The following is a 22,714-nucleotide window of genomic DNA, read 5'->3' on the forward strand; positions in this document are numbered from 1 at the left end:
GAGACTCAGAACAGAGCCGCGCAGATCAGACCGGGTCGTTACGTCGCAGCAACTCTTCGGGCAAATGCTCGATGTACTCGTCCTCAGCCGGCGGCATTTGCAGGTGGTAGCCCTGCTTATCGAGGTTTTCCAACACCACAACGATGTCTTCGCTGGCCAGTTTGCGCTCGGGCGACAGCACCAGATCGAAGGAATGCTTCGGCTTGCCGAAGGCCAGCATCAGCGCTTCCGGAACGCGCTCCAGCGCATCACTTTTGAGCACATAAAGGTACATGCCGCTGCGCTTCGAGCTTTGGTAAATGGAACAAATACGTTTCAAGGCTGTTCTCCGGCGGTGGCCAGGCTGTCGAGCAGCTTCTGACCCATGAGTTCGCGGCGCCAGCCACGCAACGACTCAGGCAATTGGTAAGGACCCTCGGGATAACCGCTTTTGACCAGAGCTTCGAGGGTTTTCTTGCGCAGCATCAGTTCCGGGGCGATGCCCAGGCGCTCGGCCTCAGCCTGACCCAATGCGCGCAGTTGTTTGATCAACGCAGCCGCTTCGATCGGCAATGGCTCGGCTACGGCGGGCGGCCATTGATCAGGGCCCACACTGCCAGAGCGCTTGATCAGATCAAGCAGAAACTGGCCGTCCTGACGCACGGTACGCGGATGCATGTCTTCGATCTTGCCCAACGCGGCGAGGTTATCCGGCTGCGTACGAGCCAACGGCCACAGCGAATGCTCGCGGACGATGCGGTTGCGCGGCAGATCGCGGGCGCGGGCCTCTTTTTCACGCCAGGCGCACAACTCACGCAATACCGCCAGTTGCGCCCGCGAGAGTTTCCACGCCAGTTTGGCCTCGCGATAGACCTCGTAAGGGTCGGTTTCGCGGCGCAGGTTGGCGACCAGTTCAGCACCGTCCTCCAGCACCCAGGCGAATTTGTCGTCAGACAGTTTCGGCCGCAGTTGTACGAAAACCTCAGCCAGATGCACGGCATCTTCGGCGGCGTAGCTGATTTGTGTGTCGGACAACGGGCGTTGCAACCAGTCGGAACGGGTCTCGCCCTTCGGCAGTTCGATGCCGAGCACTTCCTGCACCAGTCGCGAATAGCCCATCGAGAACCCGAGATTCAGGTAAGCGGCGGCCAGTTGCGTGTCGAACATCGGTGCCGGCAGGCTGCCGGTCAGACGCAACAGCACTTCGAGGTCTTCGCTGCAGGCGTGCAAGACTTTCAGCACCGCCGGGTTTTCCAGCAGTGCGGCCAGCGGTTGCCAGGCATTGATGGTCAGCGGATCGATCAGATAGGCGCGTTTGCCGTCGCCAATCTGCAACAGGCCGGCAATCGGGTAGAAGGTGTCGACCCGCATGAATTCGGTGTCGAGGGCAACGAACGGCAGCTGCTGCCACTCGGCGCAAAACTGCGCGAGGCTTTCGTTGTCGCGAATCCAGTGAATATCGATGGCCACACGGCTCTCCCTTGAAGAATGGCGCGCAGTATATATCGCCACCGGCGATTTACGCGCCTGCGAAGGGCAAGAGCTGTAACGAAATGTCCTGCCAAAGAGCAAGAATAGTCTGACAGAGGAAACAGACAGGCCCGTCACGTCAGAACGACGGAGCCGATTGGCCTCATTCCTTCGCGAGCACGCCGTCGATCACCGCGCCACGGCAACCGGCAAACATGTCCAGACCCGGCTGATAGACCTTGCTCTTGACCTCAAGCAGGCCAAGCATCGAGTGGAACAGGTTATCCTGGCTCAGAGGTTTATCGCGGCTCATCTGCAGGCAATGGGTGTCGACCGAATAAGCCTTCTGATAGTTGTCGGAAAACCACGCCAGCATCGCTACATGCTTTTGTTGCTCTGGCGCCAGCATGTAAGGCGTACCGTGCAGGAACAAGTTGTATTCGCCCAGCGACTCACCGTGGTCCGACAGGTACAACATGGCGGTATCGACTTTGTCCTGATTGCTGCGCAATACATCGATCAGACTCGACAGCACATGGTCGGTATACACCAGCGTGTTGTCGTAACCGTTGACGATACTTTCGCGACTGCAATTGTTAAGCGCGTTACTTTCACAAACAGGCGTGAAGTGCTGGTATTCCTTTGGATAGCGCTTGAAGTATTCCGGGCCATGGCTGCCCATCTGGTGCAGGACCAGAACGGTGTCCTTGTCCAGGTGGTCGATAAAACCTTGCAGGCCTTGCAGGAGGATTTCGTCGCGGCACTCGCTGTTGGCGCACAGCGCCGGGTCCTTCAGGTTGCTGACATCCTGCAGGGTGACTCGATCACAGGTGCCTTTGCAGCCAGACTGGTTGTCACGCCAGATCACGTCGATCCCGGCACGCTTGAGCACATCGAGTAAACCTTCTTCATTCTTCGCCTTGCTGGCGTCGTAATCCTTGCGACCCATGTTGGAGAACATGCACGGCACAGAAACAGCCGTTTCCGTGCCGCAGGAATGTACATCGGTAAAGGCGATCAGCCCGGCTTCCTTGTCCAGTTTCGGTGTGGTGTCGCGGTCATAACCGAGGATGCCGAAATTCTCCGCCCGGGCGCTTTCGCCCACCACTAACACGGTCAGGGATTTACGCGGCTGAAGCTTCACATCCGGATTGCGCTCAGCGTCTTCACCGATCTTGACGAACGGTTGCTGCGCCGAAACCACTTGTTCACGCAGGTAACCAGCCGAAGCACCAATGTAGTTGCTCGGCACTAGCATCAGGCGAATTTCGTGATGGTTGCGAAACAGTGAAGACAAGCCCTGATAGTTGGCCAGGGCCACGCCGCCAATTACCGCTGCCGAGGCGACACTGACAATAACTTTACTAAGCAACTCACGGTGCCAGCGACGATAATTAATCGGCAACTTCCACAACAAAAATGATGGCAAGACACCAAGCAACAGAATATAAGCAAACAACTTCAACGAGAGCAGATCACGCACTTCCGTTGCATTGGTTTCGGCAAAGTTGCGCAACATGCCGGCATCGATCATTACGCCATATTGACTCATAAAGTAAGCCACGCCGGCGCTGATCAGGAATATCAGGGTCAACAGCGGTTTGAGCAGCGGACGGAAAGCCAGAACCGTCAGCACAATGTTGAATGCCGCCAGGATCATTACCCCAAACGCCACGCGCATGGCGATGCCCTTGCCATCTGCGGTGGTGATCTCGAACAGGTGCTGCCAGAGGACAACATTGCAGCCGATTAAAAGAAAGGCGCTGGCGATCAACGTCACCCATTCCGGGCGCACGGCTTTTAACTTCAACATAGAAAGGGCGATTCCTGAAAAGAAGAGCCTCAGTCCATGAAAGAAATTTCAGTTGTGAAAATTTCATTAACCAAGGCATGACAAACTTTAAGCAGGCAACCATCAATTTTTTGTGAAAAAGACGCCAACGATTAGTTGGACTTTGGTGACGTGATGAAACTTGTGAAGTATTTGAGAATGGTTCAGCTTTTATTCAGTAAACAATGCGTCCCCTGTAGGAGCTGCCGCAGGCTGCGATCTTTTGATCTTGATCTTTAAAGCCAGATCAAAAGATCGCAGCCTCGTTGCACTCGACAGCTCCTACAGGGATCGGTATTTGATTTTTAAAAAGGGCTGTGGATTTTCTGGTTTGCCCAGCACAAGCGGTTCCGCGCCTAATCATCCGCCCTGTCCAAAGGTCTGACGATGGAAAACCTCCGCGCCACCGCTCGCCCCGCCGTCTTGTTGATGCTCGCCATCATTCTCGTCGCGCTCAATCTGCGTCCGTCGATGGCGGCGGTCGGTCCGTTACTGTCGGCCATTCGCGGCGACATCCCGCTGAGCTTCACTGTCGCTTCACTGCTGACCATGCTGCCGGTGATGGCCATGGGGCTGGCGATGTTTTTCGGCATTGGCATCAGTCAACGGCTGGGTGAGCAACGGACGGTATTGCTGTCCTTGCTGATCATCGGCCTGGCAACATTGTCACGACTGTTTATCGACTCTGCTGCCCAATTTATTGCAAGCGCCGTGCTGGCCGGCATCGGCATAGCACTTATTCAGGCGTTGATGCCGGCGCTGATCAAATCGCGCTTCGCTGACAACGTCGCGCTGTGCATGGGTCTATACGTCACGTCGATCATGGCTGGCGCCGCGCTTGCCGCCTCGCTCGCGCCGCTGGTGCTGATGCAAACCGGGAGCTGGCGCAGTGGTCTGGCCTTCTGGGCGATGCTGGCTTTACTCGCGTTTGTGTTCTGGTGGTTCCAACGCCGCCAGCAACCCTCCACGGAGATGGCGGTAGCCAGAAAAGACTCGTTCCTCGCCAATTCCCGCGCCTGGTTACTGGCGATCTTCTTTGGTTTGGGGACAGCGTCCTACACCTGCGTGCTGGCCTGGCTCGCGCCGTATTACGTGGAAAAAGGCTGGAGTGAACAAAACGCTGGGCTGTTGTTGGGTCTTCTGACGGCCATGGAGGTGATTTCCGGCTTGGTGGTGCCGGCGATCGCCAATCGCAGCCGGGATCGACGCGTGATTCTGATGGCGTTACTGATGCTGATCATCAGCGGATTTTGCGGCCTGATCCTCAGCCCACAACAGCTCAGCCTGCTGTGGCCGTGCCTGTTGGGTTTGGGTATTGGCGGTTTGTTTCCGATGAGCCTGATCGTCTCGCTCGATCACCTCGACAACCCGCAACGCGCCGGTGGGCTGACCGCGTTCGTGCAGGGCATCGGTTACTTGATCGCCGGCCTTTCGCCGCTGCTGGCCGGAATGATCCGCGATTGGCTTGGAAGTTTCGAATGGGCCTGGTGGGCGCTGACCGCTGTGATGGGAGTGATGCTGTTAATGGTGTGGCGCTTCGATCCCAGGCATTACGCCCGACACTTTCCCGCGTCGAGATAAAGGCTTCTGGCCACATTTCGGTGGTTTTGTCGGCGACGTCGTGTTCGTAAAACTTTCTGTCCCACAACTGACTGTGAAACGTCCTACAGGGCTTTGTCCTGGCACCATCGTTCCGCTACGATCGTTCGCACACGTTTGCGCGGATTCAGCGCAAGAAGCACAGCGAGACAGTACGGATGCTGAACAGTAACTTGCTTCGAAAGCTCGACATGCAGGATCTAATGGTGTTTATCGCCGTTTATGAGCAAAGCAGCGTCACCGATGTGTCAGAAACCCTGTTCGTCAGCCAGTCCACCGTCAGTTACTGTTTGAAAAAACTGCGCACCAGTTTCGAAGACGAACTGTTCATCAACACCCGCACCGGCATGCGTCCGACCTACAAGGCCAGCACCATGTACGGCCATGTGCAGAAGATTCTGGAAAGTATCAACCTGTGCCACGCCGGCGCCCCCACGTTCGACCCGACCCGGCAAGCCGTCACCTTCAACATCTGCGCCCCGGAATACTTCGAGCAACTGATTCTGCCGCGCCTGTTGAAGCGTTTCGACTTCGACGATTTGCCGGTGATGGTCAACATGCACAAGTTCGAGACCGATGTGCCGGCGGATGAGCTGCGCGACGGCAGCCTCGATCTGGTGATCAGCTTCGGCCCCAACTTCCACCGCCATCACACCGACCTGAAATCGCGGATGCTGCTGGAAGATGATCTGGTCTGCGTCTTCGACAAACGCGCCACGCCACTGGAGCCGCGCCTGAGCCTGCAGGCCTTTACCGAACGCCGGCATGTGTTCCCTACACCGTGGACGTCGACCACCAACATGGTCGATGGCTGGCTGGCGCGGCAGGCGCAGAAGCGCCAGATCGTCGCGCGCTCGAACAGCTACAGCGCGGCATTGAAAATGATCACCGGGACCGACTTCATCCTCACCCTGCCCCGCCGCATCCAGCGCTTGCTGACCAACGAAGCTGTGTTCAATCACTGTGAGGCGCCGAACGGCTTGCCGGGCTTTACCCTCGACATGCAGTGGAGCCAGAGCGTTGATCAGGACAGCGCCAACCTGTGGTTGCGCGAGCAGGTGGTCAAGGTGTGCAGCGAACTCGAAGCGGCCTGAGTCCTACACACCAATCGCGGTTTTGCTGTAGGACTCGCGATCCATATCGACCAGTTCGACACACAGCTGCACTTCGACGCCGGCCGGCCATTCGCACAGGTCCTGCAAGACCGCCAACAGGCTCTCTGACAACTGCTTCTTGATCTGCGGCGAACGCCCGCTGAGCAGCGCCAGCTTCACATAAACGAAGGCGCGCTCGGCCATGGCGGTACCGACCTTGAAGGTCTCGACTTTAATCGCACGACTTTTGATATCGAACTCCGCCGCGAACTGACCGGAGCCCACCAGCGTGTTGTTGAGGCGGATCAACGCAACGTCGGCGTTCAACTGCGGCAGGTTGGCGGTGTATTCCATGTGCAGGTGTGGCATTGCAGGTCCCCGGTCAGTTGGCAGAAAGGTCGTACATATAGCACATGCGGCTCATCACCAATCCCTGTAGGAGCTGTCGAGTGAAACGAGGCTGCGATCTTTTGATCGTGAGATTTGAAGATCAAAAGATCGCAGCGTGCCGCAGCTCCTACACGGTGTCATGGCTCAGGCTGCGGTCAATGGCCGTTCGCTCATGAATTGCTCCAGCCGCGAACGCAACCAGCGCTCCGCCGGATCGCTGTCGACGTGACTGAGCCAGACCATCGACAAATCCAGCGTCGGCGTCTTGAACGGGAACGGCTCCTTGAACAGTAACCCCGAAGTGGCCATGGCCGCCGCCGTGTAATCCGGCAGACTGGCAATCAGGTCGGTGCCGGCCAGCAATGCCGGCAATGCACTGTATTGCGGCACCGACAGCACCACCTGACGGGTGCGCCCGAGTTCCGCGAGCCACTCATCGGCAAATCCACTGACATTGGCCGTGTGCGAAACCAGCACGTGCGGGCGTGCGCAATATTCATCCAGCGTCAGCGGTGTATCGCTGGCGTCGGCGCGCAGGATGCTCGGCTGAATGTGCCGCAGCAGTTTGCGCTTGGCATTGGCCGGCAAGCCACGCGTCTGGCTGATACCGACCGTGATATCACCCGCTGCGAGCAGATCGGGGATGCGCCAGTAATCGACATGTTGCACCACGAACACCACGTTCGGCGCTTCCTGGCGCAGCGCACGCAACAGCGGCGGCAACAGGCCGAACTCGACGTCATCGGACAGACCGATGCGGAAAGTCATGGTGCTGACGGCCGGATCAAAATCGCGGGTCAGGCTCAGCGCCACTGACAACGAGTCCAGCGCAGGCTTGAGATGGCGAAAAATATCTTCGGCGCGGGCGGTCGGTTCCATGCGGTGGCCGACGCGGATAAACAGCGGATCGTTGAGCATCGTGCGCAAGCGATTGAGCGCCGAACTGATGGTCGGCTGGCCGAGAAACAGCTTCTCGGCCGCGCGGGTCACGTTGCGCTCGAGCATCAAGGTCTCGAACACCACCATCAGGTTGATGTCGGCCTTGCGAAGTTCATTGCGGTTCATCCATTGCCCCCTGCCCCCCGGAATACCGGCAGTGTAGAAAGGCCGGGGCCCCGGCGTCCATCGCCACGGTGCGTCAGTTCACCGTCAAGCGCTTCAAGCCCAGCCCCATGACCCGTGAATCATCATTGATGCCCAATTGTTCAGGGCTGATGGCGTCGGGCAATTGCAGCTCGATCGTCAGGCGATCATCGCCCGCCAGGCGCTGCCGGATGCTCTGGGTGATCGGTATTTCCAGATGATTATCCTGATGTTGCACCATGCGCGTAGTCAGCACCTGCTCGCCATTCAAACTGACGATCACTCGCTGCGCCGGGTGTTGCGGCATAACGAATGCCATGACATCCAGCGCAATCGAGCGCGCCTCGGGTGACACCCGCAAGTCGATCTGTGCCTGCTGCCCCGTCGACCATGTTCCCCAGTTTTCCGGGGTCGACCAGCCGTTGGCCAGTGGCCGGGCGGAGTAGTTGAAGATCAGCGTCTGACCGGGGCGCATCAATGCCAGTAGTGACATCCGCCGTCCTTCATCCGGCATGCTCAGGCACTGCGAACAACGCTTCCAGCCCGGCGCCAGCACCACCAGGCCATCCACGCGGGTCAGCAGGTCCGTTTCACTGTTGATGCTTTTGGCAGCATCGGCCAGCACGGAGTCGTCGAGGATGTACAAGGAGTCGGCATCGTATTGCCCTGACTCAAGCATGTGCCGGGATTTTTGTCGGGCCTGCTCCAACGCTTTGGAACTCATGCGCCCCAGATAAACGGCGTCGGTTTTCAGGCCATGGGTCGCGGCGAAATCGGCAATCACTTGCCAGCGCTCAGACTGATTCTGCGGCATCAGACTGCGGATGTTCGGGTAATGCGCCGCCGCACTCACCCAAAACGGATCACGCATCGGCGTTGGCCATTCTGCGGACGGCGTCATGATCTTGCCATTGCGCAAGCCCATCCAGCCGTTGCGCGTATCGACGACCTGTATCGTCAACGCGATCGCCAGCAATGCGACGACGATGCGTGGCCGGTAACCGCGCACCAGCAGAAACATCACCAGCAGAATTAGCGCGTACAACACCGGCCAGAACATCCGCCCCGAGGCGCGAAAAACATTCGCCAGTTTGATGGCGATTTTCGGTAGCGGGTAGCTGAAGGTGTGTGCGCCGACACCAATCTGGTTCGATAGCGCAAACAACGATAAACCGATCAGCGCCAGCATTAGCCAAGGGCGAAGGCGAAGCTCATCCTTCAGCGGCTGGCGATTTCTCAGAAAGGCAATCAGCGCCAACGGCACCAGCAACAGCACACCCAGACCCGGATAATTGAAGCCTTCGTAATCGCCGCTGGCTTTTGGCAGGTCCGGCAAAATCAACGACCAGCCGGCCGGATCCAGTGGCGACAGCAGGTTCATCCGGTACAAACCGAAACCGCCGGATTGCGCGCCATCGGCAATAGCGAAGTAACCGACCTGCCAGCAACACACACTCACCACGGCAAACAGCGAAACGCCTTCGAGCAGGCCCTGACGTCGCGTCAATTGTTGGCTGAAGGTCTTGCCGAGCAGATCCGCCACCCAGATCAGCGCCACCATCGCCAACAGGTAGGCATGCACCATCGCCGTCACCGCCAGCAGCGCGCCCCAGGCCAGACGACGTCGATACAGGTTCGGTAATAACGCCAGGTACAGTGCCGCCAGAATAAGGAAATGCCCGGACAGGGAAAGGTGCCCGCCCATGCGCAGGAACATCGGCGGCGAAATGACCAGCAATCCAGTGCCCAGCAGGCGGATCAACGGATTGCCCGTCATCAACCCCAGCAGTTTCCAGCCGAACCAGGCTTGCAGAACGAAACACGCCAGCAGCCACAGACCGAAATACTGGAAGGTCGCCGGTAACCACGCATTGAACGGCTTGAACAACAGCGCCAGCAGCGGGTTGGAGTCGGAGAAAATGATCGAATTGCCCAATTCCAGACCATAGGACGGGTTAAGGCCCAGCGGAAAGGTCCAGGGTGAATGGCGGAAATATGCCCAGCCCAGATAATGCGTGGCCGGATCGCCCTGCTCCAGCCAGGCAATGTTTTGCGGATCGAGCGCTTGCGGCCCGATCACGCAGAAAAATGCCACAACGCCGAGCAGTAAAGGCAACAGGCCCAGCGCCGGATGGTGTCGTGAAGCCTTCATCGATAGGTCCAGAAATTGTGCAAGACAAAGGTGAACACCGGAATCGTCAGCGCCACCGCGACGATGCCCAGCAGATAGTGCAGCCCGGCAATCTGTGCGGCCCAGGCAACCAACATCGCCAGAAAAAAGCCACCTACGGACACCAGCAGGAAACGCAGCAGCGTTCGCCCGTGCAAACGGGCAGAAAAACTCCAGGTGGTGTTGATCACGTAGGACACCACGGTCGCTACGGCAAACGCCACGCCGTTAGCCAGCGGCGGCTGCGCGGCAATGAAATTGATGAACAGCACCGCCACCAACGCATGCAACGCGGTGACGAACAGGCCGGTCACGGCAAAGCGCACACCACGCTGGATCAATGCGTTTTTTTCCGCCGAGGTCACGGTTTGCGCGCCAGCACGAACACACTCAACCCGGCCAGACGGTTGATGCCCAGCAATGGCAACTCGAGACTGCACAAGGTCTTGAGAACGCCGTTGACCAGTGGGTGATGGCGTTTAAGCTGCGAGCGCGGCGGTTGCGCTTGCGCGCCTTGCGGCAACAAGCGCAACGCCGCCGCAATCGGGAACACCGCGCCGAAATAATAAGCACCGCGCTGCACCGTCAAACCCGCGTCACGCGCCAGTGTTTCGAACTGCGCCAGCGTGTAGCGGCGCTTGTGTTCGAGAAAGTCGTCGTGACCGCTCCACAGAAACTGAAATGCCGGCACTGTCATCAGGAAACGACTACCGGACGGCACTTTATCGACGTACATTTTGAGCAGGCCGAGGTCGTCATCGACATGCTCCAGTACGTCCATCAGCAACACCAGATCGGCATCGATGGTCTCGATCCCGCGACGGTAGTGCACCGGTTTGCCGGCGGTGGTAGTGCTGGAGTCGGCGGTATAGCTGATATCCACGCACCACGCTTCGCGCGCATCGGTGTGGGTCAGCAAATGGTGGGAGAAAAAACCCGAACCGGCGCCCACATCGAGGATTCGGCTGATGGGTGCATTGCCCAGTAAACGCTTTGTCGCCGCAGCTTTTGAACAGTAATACCAATGCTCGTTGATGCTGTCGCCGAGGATGTCGGTTTCCTTGAGATCCATGTATCAGTCCTTGGGGTCGTAGACGCGACGCACCAGAAAAACCGGCCGGCGTTTGGATTCGATATACGTGCGGCCCAGGTACTCACCGAGTACGCCGATGCCGATCAATTGCAGGCCACCGAGAAAGGTCACGGCCACCATCAGCGAGGCATAACCGGGCATGTCGACACCGTGAATCAACGTACGCACGACGATGAACATGGCGAAGGCGAAAGACACCAGCGACACCAATGCGCCGACATACGTCCAGATCCGCAATGGCTCGGTACTGAAACTGGTGATGCCTTCCAGCGCGAAATTCCACAGGCGCCAACCATTGAACTTGCTCTGCCCCGCCACGCGCTCCGGGCGCTCGTAATCGACGTGGGTAGTGCGAAAGCCGACCCAGGCGAACAGGCCCTTCATGAAGCGCCGGGATTCGGGCAAGGTCAGCAAGGCATCCACCACGCAGCGATCCATCAGGCGAAAATCGCCGACGTTCTCGGGTAAAGGCTGTTCGGCAATTTTGTTGTGCAGGCGGTAAAACCAGTGAGCCGAGGTCTGTTTCGCCCAAGTGTCGCTGCGACGGCTGATGCGGTGACCGAGCACCACTTCAAAGCCATCACGCCAGCGCTCGATCATCTGCAGAATGACTTCCGGGGGATCCTGCAAGTCAGCATCGATTGGCACAACGATCTGCCCGGTCGCGATCTGCAAACCGGCAGACAACGCCGCTTCTTTGCCGAAGTTGCGGCTCAGGTCGACGATACGCAGGCGCACATCCTGGCGCTGATGTTCAAGCAGGCGATCAAGGGTCGCGTCTGTGCTGCCGTCGTTGACGAACACCAGCTCCAGATCGACCAACGCCTGTGCCTGAAAGACTTCATTGATGCGCCGCAAAAAGGTGTCGAGGCTGTCCTCCTCGTTAAAAACGGGGACCACCAGCGATAACGTCACCTGCCCGGCCTGTTGCGTTCCGTGCTCAGTCAAAGGAGTGCTCTTCTTATAGTGTTTGTCGGTCGCCGAACGATATTCGACGCCATGAGCCGTCCCGTATTAAGCAGGAGCGTCGACGGCGTTGCAAGGCGCAGACGGCGTCATATTGGCCAATCCAGAGGCCTATCCACACGCTCTAGCCCGCGCCCTTCAGAAACATCCGCGAACGATTGGAAACAAATGTCCGATAGCCAAAAAAACCGTCTGCGCTAGGCTTGCGAGCATGCGCCACACAGGCTGTCGCACAATGAATCGCATGGAGCGAACTGAATGTATTTCGAGATTTACAGGCAATCCAGAGGCACCCCGAGCACCGGCAAAGGACAATGGCGCTGGAGACTGAGGGCGGGTAACCACGAGACCATCGCCAGTGGCGAGTCGTATGTGAACAAGGCGGATTGCTTGCATGTGATCGGGCTGATCAAGGCTGTGCAGGGGGAGACGCCGGTCAAGGTGATTTAGCCGCTCTGCACGACCCTGCGGAAATGGAAAAGCCCCACAGTTTGAAGACTGTGAGGCTTTTTTTCGGGCTCGAACAAGCTTGGGCGCTTTGCGCGACTATGGGAAAGACCTGACAGAGACCCGCGCGCAATGCAGGCCTCTTGTTCAGTCCGCCAGCCAGGCGTCTCGCCACGCCAACAGATGCTCGTCCTTGAGCATCCACTGATCAAGTACAACGCTGCGCAGGGCCTGCCCAGCCCTGGCGCTGGCATCGGGTTCGGCAAGATGTTCGCGAATAGCGGCAATCCAGTCTTGCGAACGGTTCCTGACCCTCGTCACCGGGAAATCCCCCTGATAACAAACGATGTCCGAGCAGATCACGGGGAACCCACAGGCGCCATATTCCAACAAGCGCAAATTGCTTTTGCAGGCGTTGAAAAAGTTGTCTTTCAGCGGTGCCAAAGCCAGGTCCAGGTTCAGGCCGGCCAGTCTTTGCGGGTATTTTTCAATACTCACCCCTCTATGAAACTCATGGACATAGGGACGCAGCGCTGGTGGGCACATTCCCATGAACACCCATTCAACTTCCCCTTCCAGCGCACGAACCACTTCGGCGATGACTTGCAGGTCGGCGCTGTGACTCGAGCCGCCGGCCCAGCCAACCCGAGGCTTGCGGCCTTGCTGGCGCCAACTGGTCAGGTCGCTCCACCAGTGGCTCGGCAGACGGTTTTCCATCACCCGGATGTCGGTATTGAAGCCCTTCAGCGCATTGGCCAGCGGTTCGGTCGACACCACCAAGCGATCGCACAGCCCTACCGCTTTCTTCAAGCGTTTGGTGATGTCTTTGGGCAGCAATTCGTGGTTCAAGTTGCCTGCGGGCACGTCAAGAATATAGTCATCCAGCTCGTAAACCTTGAACGCCCTGGAGAATGCCTTAGTGTCCTGCATGTACTCAAGATGAGGCGTTGTGTGCTGCCCCTGGAAAATGATCGTGTCCGGCGCAATGCGCTCCAGTTCTGTCGGTTGCAGTCCCTCGTCGCTTACCGTTCCGCCGATCAGCTGCGCGGCTTTCAGGGCAGCGAAAGGCTGACGCACGCGGTAGTGTCCGCTGCCGAAAGAGTCGAGGGGGTGACACAGCACGTGAGGCAACTCACGACTGGCAAACGGGTGCCAGTCCGTATCGGTGCGGTATTTGGAGGAGAAGCCACTGCCTTCCAGGGTCAGGTTGCGGTTGTAGGCCGGATCGTTGGCGATTTGCGCAAGCCAACGCTGGTACATCACCGATTGTTCGCCCTTGAACCGTTTGCGCTTGGCTTCTTCCTTGGTCGTGTCGACGTTGTTCTGGCTCACACTGGCTTCGTGAACGAGCAGCGCATAGGGCGTCCAGACGATCAGCCGTCCAGCCTGGCCGACTTTCAGACACAGATCCACATCGTTAAAGGAAACGGCCAGGCCAACCTCGTCCATTCCATCCACTTGCTGGTACAGCTCGGTGCTGATCATCAGGCAGGCGGCGGTGACAGCGCTGTAGTTCTGATCAAGATGCAAGCGGTGAAGGTAGCCGTTGGACTGCATTGAATCGCCGATAAACGGGTGGTCTGCAACGCCACGCAACCCGAGTACCACACCTGCATGCTGAACAGTCCCGTCGAGGAACAACAGTTTGGCGCCCACTATCCCCACTTCTGGCCGCTGGGCGTGATGCAGCAGCGCACCAAGCCAGTCGCCATCAATGATCGCCGTGTCATTGTTGAGCAGCACCAGGTAATCGCCGTGGGCATGGCTGGCGGCAAAATTATTGATCGCCGAATAGTTGAACGGGTGCGGATAACGCAGGATGCGCACCTTGGGATTGTTCAACAGCTCCATACCGTTGAACCAGTCCCGGGCTTCGGCGGTTTCGCTGTTGTTGTCGACGATGATCAGTTCGTAATTCGTATAGCTGGTTTTCTCCATGATGCTTTCGATGCAGCGCAGCAGCATCGGCAGGCAGTCCTTGGTGGGAATAAGGATCGAGACCAGCGGCTGCTCCGCATGGCGGTAGACCACACGATTAGCCATTGGCAAAGGTCCGGCCTGCAGCTCATGAGCCACGCCCAGCCGCTGCAAGTGCGCCCCGACGATGGCTGCCGAGTTTGCGATGACTTGGGGTTCACTGAGCCACTGGGGGAAATTGATGGCCTGATGCACCAGCACATCCGCGAGGTGCCCGACAGTCCCCAGGCCGTGTGTTTCAATCAGCCGAAAAAGCAAATCGTGGGGCGCCAGTTCGCTGAAGGCGGGATCAAAGCCGCCAGCAGACAACGCGGCCTCGCGACTGAAGGACAGTGCGCGGCCGACATACGGATAACTGCGCAACATATCCAGATTCAAATCCGGCTTGAATACCGGACCCTGGCAGCCTTCAGCGGTCAGTGAGTCTTCATCGCTGTAGCAAGCGCTGACGCCGGGATTCAGCGCGATGCCTTCAGCGAGCAAAAGCAGCGCGTGAGGATCCAGTTCGTCTCCGCCCCGTAACAGGTACCACCAGTCGACGTCGATGTCCTGCAACAGCTGATTGAGCTGGCTCGGCCAGGATTCGGCCAACGGCAGCCAGACCAGATTGTCGGCCGGCGTAACGCCTACAGGTTCGGCATCGGAGAGCACCACGATGGCCGCCGCCTGATAAAGCTGGCGATCGATGCTTGCCAGGCTGGAACGCAACAGTTCGATGTCACCCACGGTGTCGGTCAACACCAACAACACGTCCGGTTGCCGCGGCCAGCTCGCCAGTCGCGCGGGTAAACCTTCGACCTCGACGGCAGCCAGTTGCCGACTCGCCAACCAGCGCTGATAAAGGTCGATATTGCGCTGCTGGCGACCAACATTCGCCAGAACGCCGAAAAATCGCTCCAGAGTGTGTGCGAGGGTGCCGTCGAGCTGGCCGCTTTCCGCTTCGAAATCGTTGCTCGTGAGCTGCATCCGCTCCAGTGGGGCAAACACTTCAGTGCGCGCAAAGAACATGGTGCCGGCAAAATAATCCGCTTCGTTGATGCCTTGCGGATCAACGCCGCCACGCTCGGCCAGGGTGACAAGCAAGGCGCGATTGCTTTCGCTGAGGAATCGGGTGACTGGCAGCAGGTATCGCTGGGGACCCAGCATTGGAACGTGCAGCGGGTCGGCAAGGTGTTCCAGCGCTCGACTGAATCGTACCGGGCCCAACAGGTCATCGAACAGTTCAACGCCCCAATCGTTGTCCCCGCCCAAGTGCAGCGAACGCTTGGTGTGCAGCTTGACCAGCGTGCGGATATTATCGGCACGCAAGAACGGCAGCACCCGCAGAAACGGCAAAACGTCCCTGCCGTGGTTCGGCACCCGGTATAGCGAAAAACTCAATGTACTGGCCGTCAGCTGAGCACGGACCTCATCGTCACGACCGGCTACGCAGGTTACGTAAAGATGCAGGCGTTCAGGCAGTTTGATCAAACGGCGCAGGATATCCTGCAACACTTCGGGGTAATACGCATGGATAACCACGCCGACTGGCGGCTCGCCATCCTCGAATACCGGCGGCTGCGCAACCAGTACTTCGCACCCGTCGACGTGAGGAGCGGCGCTGCTGCCTGACTTGACGGACTGACGTTCAGAAACGCGGTGAGCACCTTGGGTTGATGGTGGAATCATCATATTCAAACCAATTCAAATAGGGAGCGAGGCTGGAACTCGCTGGATGCGCCTTTCACGGCCGAGGTGAGCAAGTCTCCACTTTAGTGAAAGCGCTGGCCTCATGGCTGGACAGAGGATAAACGACGACGAGTTTGATCTGGCGGCCGATCGCTGGCCAATAATGAAAGCCCCCTACTCTGCGAACGCGGCTTTAAATGGGTCGGCGAGTCCTGTGAGCGTCGTATCTCTAATGTCGGCAGAGGCTCTATTTACTTAAATTGCCTCTCTGCCGATGACCTCAGCGTGCAAAACGCGCTTCAGCACCCTCGCTACAGCCACGAATACTGGATTCGCAGAAACGAAAAAGCCCCGTAGATTTTCATCTGCGGGGCTTTTCCTATGTAATGGCGGAGAGATAGGGATTCGAACCCTAGGTACCGGTGAAGGTACAACGGATTTCGAATCCGTCCCATTCGGCCACTCTGGCATCTCTCCAACGGCGCGCATCATAACAACACTTTTACCGAAAGCAAACCCTCTTTCGAAAATTTCTCCGTGCTATCAGATGCTTGCGTCGATTAAAGCGGTACGCCCAGACGATTGGCGACTTCTTCGTAGGCTTCGATGACGTCACCGAGGCCCTGACGGAAGCGGTCTTTATCCATCTTCTTCTTGGTGTCCTTGTCCCACAGACGGCAGCCGTCCGGGCTGAACTCGTCGCCGAGGACGATCGAGCCGTCGCTGAACACGCCGAATTCAAGCTTGAAGTCGACCAGCAACAGGCCGGCGTCGTCGAACAGCTTGGTCAGGACTTCGTTGACCTTGAGCGACAGTTCTTTCATGCGAACCAGTTGCTCGGCGGTGCCCCAGCCGAATGCCACGACGTGGGATTCGTTGATGAACGGGTCGCCCTTGGCGTCGTCCTTGAGGAACAGTTCGAAGGTGTAAGGGTTGAGCTTCAGGCCTTCTTCCACGCCCAGACGCTTGACCAGGCTACCGGCGGCGTAGTTACGCACGACGCACTCGACCGGGATCATGTCGAGCTTCTTCACCAGCACTTCGTTGTCGGCCAGCAGTTTGTCGAATTGGGTCGGTACGCCGGCCGCTTCGAGTTTCTGCATGATGAAGGCGTTGAACTTGTTGTTGACCATGCCTTTGCGGTCTAGCTGCTCGATGCGCTTGCCGTCGAACGCCGAGGTGTCGTTGCGAAACAGCAGGATCAAGCGGTCAGCGTCGTCGGTCTTGTAAACCGATTTGGCTTTGCCGCGGTAGAGTTCTTCACGTTTTTCCATGATGGGCTCCGCTTGCTAAGTAGTTGGGCTAGGCGATGTGGCGCCAGTCGAGCCCTGAATCTTGATCGGCCAGTTGCAGCCAGTCCGGGTCGCACCCGAGGGTGTCGACAAAACATTGCCGGGCCAGCTGCGGCAGGTTGTTCTTGCTGCTCAGGTGGGCCAGGACCAGATGTTGCAAGCCCTGCCAGCCCAACTCCGACACCAGGAATGCCGCCTGATGGTTGTTCAAATGTCCCAGCTCGCCGCCCACCCGCTGCTTGAGAAAGTACGGGTAATGACCACGGGCCAGCATGTCGCGACAATGGTTGGATTCGATCATCAACGCATCGAGATCCCGATAACCGTCCAGCACCCGCTCGCAGTAGGACCCCAGGTCGGTCAGCAGGCCGAAACGCCGCTGCTCGTGATCACTGAAGACATACTGGGTCGGTTCCTGCGCATCGTGGGCCACGGCAATGACCCCAATGTTCAGTGCGCCGATCTGCAGTTGCTCGCCGCCGGCCAGAAAGCCTGCGGGTTCAACCGGTTTGCGCATCCCGCGCAGTGTGCCGCGACTGAGGTAGACCGGTAGATTGTAGCGCCGAGACAGCAAACCCACGCCATGCACGTGGTCGGCATGTTCGTGGGTTACGAGTATCGCACTCAGTTGCGCCGGGTTCACACCCAGGCGCAACAGGCGTTTTTCGGTTTCCCGCAGGGAAAAACCACAATCCACCAGCACATACGTATCAGCACTGGCGATCAGCGTGCCGTTCCCTTGGCTACCGCTGCCGAGAACGGCAAAACGCATGGTTGATCAGCCCAGGTTGTCCTGAATCACGCTCAACACTTTACGTGCCACTTCAGCCGGCGCGACGGTGTTGATGTTTTTCTCGACGGTCACCTGAATGTTCTCGCCAACCTTGCTCAGGCGAACCTGATAACGCTCGGCGCGGGCTTCAACTTCTTCCTTGCTCGGCGCACTGCCGAACAGGCTGCTGAAGAAACCAGGCTTGTCGTCTTTCTTCTCGGCTTTTTCGGCCAGGTTGATGTAGTACAGGCCGAGGCTGCGGTTGATGTCTTCAACGCGCCACTCGCCTTGTTCCAGCGCACGGCCAACACTCGACCAGGCACGGTCCAGATCGGTACCGACGTTCAACACCGGGTTACCGCTGCCGTCTTCGCTGAGGCTGACACGGCTCGGCGTATCGAAATCACGCGAGGCCAGCATCGACACCGAACCGCCCTTCTCGGAGATCCGGCTCATGCTCGCGAGCATGTCGTCGACCAGCGCTGCGTCCAGGCCAGAGTTGACCGAACGGTTGGTGAAGGCTACGTCGGCCGTGCTGCCGGCAGGACGCTCGGCGCTGACCACATAGATTTCACTGGTGTTGCGCTGCACGCCCGGCTCGATACGAACACGGACACGGGTTTCGCTGTCGCTGGCAATACCGGCTGCGCTCAGGCGCTTGGCCATGGACGCGGACAGTTCATCGGAATGCTGCCAGGTCGTGGTGAATTCGCCGGTTTGCGGGCGCTGTTCGTCCAGACGGAAACCGTTGTCCTGGAAGAATTGTACCGCCACTGGCCAGACTTCGGCCGGTGGGTGCTGGGCCACAACCCAACGCGAGTCACCGCTTTTCTGCAGAGAGTAATCGCTGGCATCGGCAACAGCCGACAGCGGCTGAGGCCGCGGCACAATGTATTCGCCCTTGGCGGTGTCATCAGCGACGTTACGCGGGATCGGCAGCAGCGGATCCAGACGCTTGGAAGTGCTGACTTCCGGCGGCAGTTGCATCGGTGCAGTCTGTTGCGCTTCCAGGTAGTCGCTACCACGGTCACGGAAATAACCTTCCGGGCCCCAGACCCATCCGCAGCCGCTGGTGCTGGAGATAATCAAGGCAAGTGCGGAAAGTCCGGCCATTCGCTTCATGCGTTGTACTTCCTCAATTAAACCAGGACGCTGCACTGGCGCAGGGCCGAGCGAAGCGTTTCGTGACAAGGTGTGCTCAGCCAGGTCAGTGGCAGGCGGATGCCTTCGTGCATCAGGCCCATTTCAACCAAAGCCCACTTCACCGGAATCGGGTTGGCTTCGATGAACAGGTCTTTGTGCAGCGGCATCAGTTTTTCGTTGATTGCCCGTGCGGTGTCGGCGTCGCCTTTCAGCGCAGCCTCGCACAGATCGGCCATTTCGCGCGGAGCGACGTTGGCTGTCACCGAGATGTTGCCTTTGCCGCCCAGGAGGATCAGTTCAACGGCGGTCGGATCATCGCCGGACAGCACGATGAAATCCTTGCTCACACCATCAATGATCGCTTTGGCGCGTTTCAGGTCGCCGGTGGCTTCCTTGATACCGATGATGTTCGGCACGGTGGACAGGCGAATCACGGTCTCGGCCTGCATGTCGCAAGAGGTGCGGCCAGGAACGTTATAGAGAATCTGCGGAATGTCGACCGCTTCAGCAATGTACTTGAAGTGCTGGTACAGGCCTTCCTGAGTCGGCTTGTTGTAGTACGGCACGACCAGCAGGCAGGCATCGGCGCCGGCTTCTTTGGCGTTGCGGGTCAGCTCGACGGCTTCGCGGGTCGAGTTGGCGCCAGTGCCGGCGATGACCGGGATGCGCCCGGCAACCTGTTTGACCACGGCTTTGATGACGGCGATGTGTTCTTCTACATCAAGGGTTGCCGACTCGCCGGTAGTACCGACCGCGACAATGGCATGGGTGCCGTTCTTGAGATGGAAGTCCACGAGTTTGCTGAGGCTGTCCCAGTCAAGACGCCCTTGTGCATCCATGGGAGTGACCAGTGCCACCATACTGCCCGCAATCATGAAACCGCTCCTGCCGGAAAAAGAGAGCGGTAATGGTACTGGCGCCAAGATGCTTGCACAAGCGAAGTACTGCGCTGCCGCCATTCCCCTTGGCGCCGCTTTTCGCTACCCTTCAGACTTTGATCGGTACTGATCAGCTTGTACGCCGGGTTCCAGCCTTCCTTTTCGGCCTCCCAGACCCCGTTCCTGCGTCGCATCGGCGCGCTCCCACTATAGTGGGGCGAGCCGCGAGCTTGCCGGGCCTCTTTGTACGGACCGCCAGAACAGGCACTCCCCGGCAGCCAACGCCCGATAACCTACCGACCGCTCATCGCTTTAGGAATGCTGCATGTCCACCCCCACAGTTCGCGAACAATTCCTTGTCATCAGTGCCCTCGGCGCCAACCCCATGGAGCTGACTAACGTCCTGTGCCGCGCCAGCCATGAAAATCGCTGCGCCGTGGTTACTTCGCGCCTGACTCGCCACGGCGAGTGCAGTGCGCTGATCCTTGAGGTCTCCGGTAGTTGGGACGCCCTCGCTCGCCTGGAAGGCAGTCTGTCGGGCCTGTCCAAGAAACACGCTTTCACCGTCAACGTCGTGCGCAGCGCACCGCTGGAAAATCGTCCGCAGGCGCTGCCGTACGTGGCCTATGTCAGCTCGGCGTATCGTCCGGACATCATCAATGAGCTGTGCCAGTTCTTCATGGATCACAACGTCGAGCTGGAAAACCTGACCTGCGACACGTATCAGGCGCCGCAAACCGGCGGCACCATGCTCAACGCCACATTCACCGTGACCCTGCCGGCCGGCACCCAGATCAGTTGGTTGCGCGACCAGTTCCTCGATTTCTCTGACGCGATGAACCTCGACGCACTGATTGAGCCTTGGCGCCCACAGAACCCAATGTAAGGAAGCTTTCATGGCCATTGTCATCGATCAACCGGTTGCCGATTTCGAAGCACCTGCCACCAGCGGACAGACCGTTAGCTTGTCAGCCCTGAAGGGCAAGCAAGTGGTGATCTACTTTTACCCGAAGGACAGCACGCCGGGCTGCACCACTGAGGGGCAGGGCTTTCGTGATCAGTACGCCGCGTTCAAGGCTGCCAACACGGAAATCTTCGGTGTTTCGCGCGACAGCCTGAAGTCTCACGAGAACTTCAAGTGCAAGCAGGAGTTTCCGTTCGAGCTGATCAGCGACAAGGACGAAGCCGTCTGCCAATTGTTCGACGTAATCAAGTTGAAGAAGCTGTATGGCAAAGAATACCTGGGCGTTGATCGCAGCACGTTCCTGATTGACAAGGAAGGTGTGCTGCATCAGGAATGGCGCGGTGTGAAGGTGCCGGGGCATGTGGATGCAGTTTTGGCTGCTGCTCAGGTTCTGAATAAAGCCTGATGTTTTTGCGTCGCCCTCATTGACGCCTTCGCGAGCAAGCTCGCTCCCACATTAAACCGTGCTCGCATGGGCGAATCGATCAATGTGGGAGCGAGCCTGCTCGCGAATAGCCCTCCTGCAAAATCTGGATCAATCGCTACAGCAGCGGCGCCACCGCCGGCTCTTGGCGCGGCCACGCATCCAGCACAGCCTTGAACAGGGTCGCCAGCGGGATCGCAAAGAACACGCCCCAGAATCCCCACAACCCGCCAAACAACAGCACCGCGCAGATAATTGCGACCGGGTGCAGGTTGACCGCCTCCGAGAACAGCAACGGCACCAGCACGTTGCCATCCAGGGTCTGGATGATTCCGTAGACAGCCATCAAATAGATGAACTGATCACTCCAGCCCCACTGAAACAACGCAATCAGCAATACCGGCACGGTCACCACCACCGCGCCAACGTATGGCACCACCACCGACACACCGACCAGCAACGCCAGCAGCGCCGCATAGTTGAGCCCAAGAGCGACAAAAGCAATGTAGGTCACACCACCGCAAATCACGATTTCAATGACCTTGCCGCGAATGTAGTTGGCGATCTGCCGGTTCATTTCCTGCGCAACCCGAGTGATCAGCGCGCGCTCACGTGGCAGATAACCACGCACCCACTCACCGATCATCGCCCGGTCCTTGAGGAAGAAGAACACCAGAATCGGCACCAGCACCAGATAGATCATGATGTTCACCAGCAGCGGCAGACTCGACAGCGAGAATGTCAGCGCCCACTGGCCGAACTTGCCGATCTCGCCACGCGCCGCCTCGATCGCCTGCAACACCTGCTCATCGGATACAAGATGCGGATAACGCTCCGGCAGCAATAACAGCAGCGATTGCCATTTGGCGAGCATCCCGGGCAGCTCATTGAACAGCGTGATCAACTGATGCCAGAGCAACGGCAGCACCACGACGATAAACAGCATCAGCACGCCCATGAACAGCGCGAACACCAACCCTACTGCCACACCACCCGGCACGCGCAGACGCTCGAGCGTAACCACCAGGCCCTGCATCAGATACGCCAACACCATTCCCGCCAGCACCGGCGCAAGCATGCCGCCAAGCGTGAGCACCGCCGTGAAGGCGAGAAACAGCAGCACCGCCAGCACCACCGCTTCTTCATCGGAGAAATAGCGCTGAATCCAGTCGCGTAACACTTTGAACATCAATAATCCTTAGGTCTTTTACGCTTTGGGTTCAGGCCTTTTTCAACCAGTAACGGTAAACGCCCGCTTCGTCTTCTTCGCGCAGCAGCGTATGACCGGCCAGTCTGGCAAAGGTGCGGAAGTCGCGCTGCGAGCCAGCATCCGTGGCGATGACCTTGAGCACAGCGCCACTCGGGAGCTTGTTGAGTTCCATTTTTGCCTTGAGCAGCGGCAACGGACAATTCAGGCCACTGGCGTCCAGTTCCACGTCATGGGCTACAGCGTCAGTCATTGCGTCACTCCGGT

Annotated in this window: 21 protein-coding genes and 1 tRNA gene; 5 read left to right on the plus strand and 17 right to left on the minus strand. The window is 58.4% G+C overall.

The genetic code is table 11. The features are described 5' to 3' along the window. Positions 1-25: 25 nt before the first annotated feature. The 3 genes from ACI514_RS18230 to ACI514_RS18240 form a co-directional block, all read right to left on the minus strand. Entirely contained in the window at positions 26-319 is a 294-nt protein-coding gene (locus tag ACI514_RS18230) for a YcgL domain-containing protein (RefSeq protein ID WP_007911350.1), read from the minus strand. Next, positions 316-1,449: a ribonuclease D gene (gene rnd / locus ACI514_RS18235; protein ID WP_160056574.1), complete on the minus strand. Its 1,134-nt coding sequence runs from the start codon at positions 1,447-1,449 to the stop codon at positions 316-318. Before rnd ends, ACI514_RS18230 begins: the two co-directional genes overlap by 4 nt. Before the next feature lie 163 nt (positions 1,450-1,612). Further along, positions 1,613-3,262, minus strand: coding sequence for a phosphoethanolamine transferase (locus ACI514_RS18240; RefSeq protein ID WP_160056572.1), 1,650 nt, complete (start codon positions 3,260-3,262; stop codon positions 1,613-1,615). Between the two features lie 405 nt (positions 3,263-3,667). Between ACI514_RS18240 and ACI514_RS18245 the strand changes: the two genes are divergently transcribed. Both ACI514_RS18245 and ACI514_RS18250 read left to right on the plus strand, forming a co-directional pair. After that, positions 3,668-4,861 carry a cyanate transporter gene (locus ACI514_RS18245; protein ID WP_160056570.1) on the plus strand — a complete coding sequence of 398 codons (1,194 nt, stop codon included), beginning with the start codon at positions 3,668-3,670 and terminating at the stop codon, positions 4,859-4,861. A gap of 176 nt (positions 4,862-5,037) precedes the next feature. Continuing rightward, the gene (locus ACI514_RS18250; RefSeq protein WP_007911368.1) at positions 5,038-5,973 is read left to right on the plus strand and encodes a LysR family transcriptional regulator; all 936 of its coding nucleotides are present in this window, start codon (positions 5,038-5,040) and stop codon (positions 5,971-5,973) included. 3 nt (positions 5,974-5,976) lie between these two features. Here the strand turns inward: ACI514_RS18250 and ACI514_RS18255 are convergent, their stop codons facing one another. From ACI514_RS18255 to ACI514_RS18280, 6 genes are all read right to left on the minus strand, one after another. Beyond that, positions 5,977-6,342, minus strand: a complete 366-nt coding sequence (locus ACI514_RS18255; protein WP_077571543.1) for a 5-carboxymethyl-2-hydroxymuconate Delta-isomerase — start codon at positions 6,340-6,342, stop codon at positions 5,977-5,979. A 165-nt stretch (positions 6,343-6,507) separates the two neighbouring features. Beyond that, entirely contained in the window at positions 6,508-7,428 is a 921-nt protein-coding gene (locus ACI514_RS18260; RefSeq protein WP_077571542.1) for a LysR substrate-binding domain-containing protein, read from the minus strand. Between the two features lie 73 nt (positions 7,429-7,501). Next, positions 7,502-9,598, minus strand: a complete 2,097-nt coding sequence (locus ACI514_RS18265; RefSeq protein ID WP_405122151.1) for a DUF6311 domain-containing protein — start codon at positions 9,596-9,598, stop codon at positions 7,502-7,504. Beyond that, positions 9,595-9,981 carry a GtrA family protein gene (locus tag ACI514_RS18270; protein WP_405122152.1) on the minus strand — a complete coding sequence of 129 codons (387 nt, stop codon included), beginning with the start codon at positions 9,979-9,981 and terminating at the stop codon, positions 9,595-9,597. Before ACI514_RS18270 ends, ACI514_RS18265 begins: the two co-directional genes overlap by 4 nt. After that, entirely contained in the window at positions 9,978-10,688 is a 711-nt protein-coding gene (locus ACI514_RS18275) for a class I SAM-dependent methyltransferase (RefSeq protein WP_405122153.1), read from the minus strand. Before ACI514_RS18275 ends, ACI514_RS18270 begins: the two co-directional genes overlap by 4 nt. 3 nt (positions 10,689-10,691) lie before the next feature. Further along, on the minus strand, positions 10,692-11,657 hold the full coding sequence (locus ACI514_RS18280; protein WP_405122154.1) for a glycosyltransferase family 2 protein: 966 nt from the start codon (positions 11,655-11,657) through the stop codon (positions 10,692-10,694). Between the two features lie 276 nt (positions 11,658-11,933). Here ACI514_RS18280 and ACI514_RS18285 point away from each other — a divergent pair, with 276 nt between their 5' ends. Then, positions 11,934-12,125 (plus strand): DUF1508 domain-containing protein, encoded by a 192-nt coding sequence (locus tag ACI514_RS18285; protein WP_160056558.1) that lies wholly within the window; start codon positions 11,934-11,936, stop codon positions 12,123-12,125. Between the two features lie 144 nt (positions 12,126-12,269). Here ACI514_RS18285 and ACI514_RS18290 read toward each other — a convergent pair whose 3' ends face one another. The 6 genes from ACI514_RS18290 to dapA form a co-directional block, all read right to left on the minus strand. Further along, a complete protein-coding gene (locus ACI514_RS18290; protein WP_405122155.1) occupies positions 12,270-15,767 on the minus strand; it encodes a rhamnan synthesis F family protein in 3,498 nt (1,165 codons plus the stop codon). A 387-nt stretch (positions 15,768-16,154) separates the two neighbouring features. Next, positions 16,155-16,244 (minus strand) — tRNA-Ser (locus ACI514_RS18295). Positions 16,245-16,327: 83 nt separating this feature from the next. Continuing rightward, a complete protein-coding gene (gene purC / locus ACI514_RS18300; RefSeq protein ID WP_007911389.1) occupies positions 16,328-17,041 on the minus strand; it encodes a phosphoribosylaminoimidazolesuccinocarboxamide synthase in 714 nt (237 codons plus the stop codon). Positions 17,042-17,069: 28 nt separating this feature from the next. Next, on the minus strand, positions 17,070-17,831 hold the full coding sequence (locus ACI514_RS18305) for an MBL fold metallo-hydrolase (protein WP_405122156.1): 762 nt from the start codon (positions 17,829-17,831) through the stop codon (positions 17,070-17,072). A 6-nt stretch (positions 17,832-17,837) separates the two neighbouring features. Then, positions 17,838-18,953 (minus strand): outer membrane protein assembly factor BamC, encoded by a 1,116-nt coding sequence (gene bamC, locus ACI514_RS18310; protein ID WP_405122157.1) that lies wholly within the window; start codon positions 18,951-18,953, stop codon positions 17,838-17,840. 17 nt (positions 18,954-18,970) lie between these two features. Next, a complete protein-coding gene (dapA, locus tag ACI514_RS18315) occupies positions 18,971-19,849 on the minus strand; it encodes a 4-hydroxy-tetrahydrodipicolinate synthase (RefSeq protein WP_034153154.1) in 879 nt (292 codons plus the stop codon). A 328-nt stretch (positions 19,850-20,177) separates the two neighbouring features. Between dapA and ACI514_RS18320 the strand changes: the two genes are divergently transcribed. After that, the gene (locus tag ACI514_RS18320; protein ID WP_007911394.1) at positions 20,178-20,738 is read left to right on the plus strand and encodes a glycine cleavage system protein R; all 561 of its coding nucleotides are present in this window, start codon (positions 20,178-20,180) and stop codon (positions 20,736-20,738) included. Positions 20,739-20,748: 10 nt separating this feature from the next. Beyond that, positions 20,749-21,222, plus strand: a complete 474-nt coding sequence (locus tag ACI514_RS18325; RefSeq protein ID WP_405122158.1) for a peroxiredoxin — start codon at positions 20,749-20,751, stop codon at positions 21,220-21,222. A 136-nt stretch (positions 21,223-21,358) separates the two neighbouring features. Here ACI514_RS18325 and ACI514_RS18330 read toward each other — a convergent pair whose 3' ends face one another. Continuing rightward, positions 21,359-22,429 (minus strand): AI-2E family transporter, encoded by a 1,071-nt coding sequence (locus tag ACI514_RS18330; protein WP_034153151.1) that lies wholly within the window; start codon positions 22,427-22,429, stop codon positions 21,359-21,361. A gap of 31 nt (positions 22,430-22,460) precedes the next feature. Further along, a complete protein-coding gene (locus ACI514_RS18335; protein ID WP_405122159.1) occupies positions 22,461-22,700 on the minus strand; it encodes a sulfurtransferase TusA family protein in 240 nt (79 codons plus the stop codon). Positions 22,701-22,714 lie beyond the last annotated feature (14 nt).

Source organism: Pseudomonas sp. M20 (assembly GCF_045037865.1).
Classification (GTDB): Bacteria; Pseudomonadota; Gammaproteobacteria; order Pseudomonadales; family Pseudomonadaceae; genus Aquipseudomonas.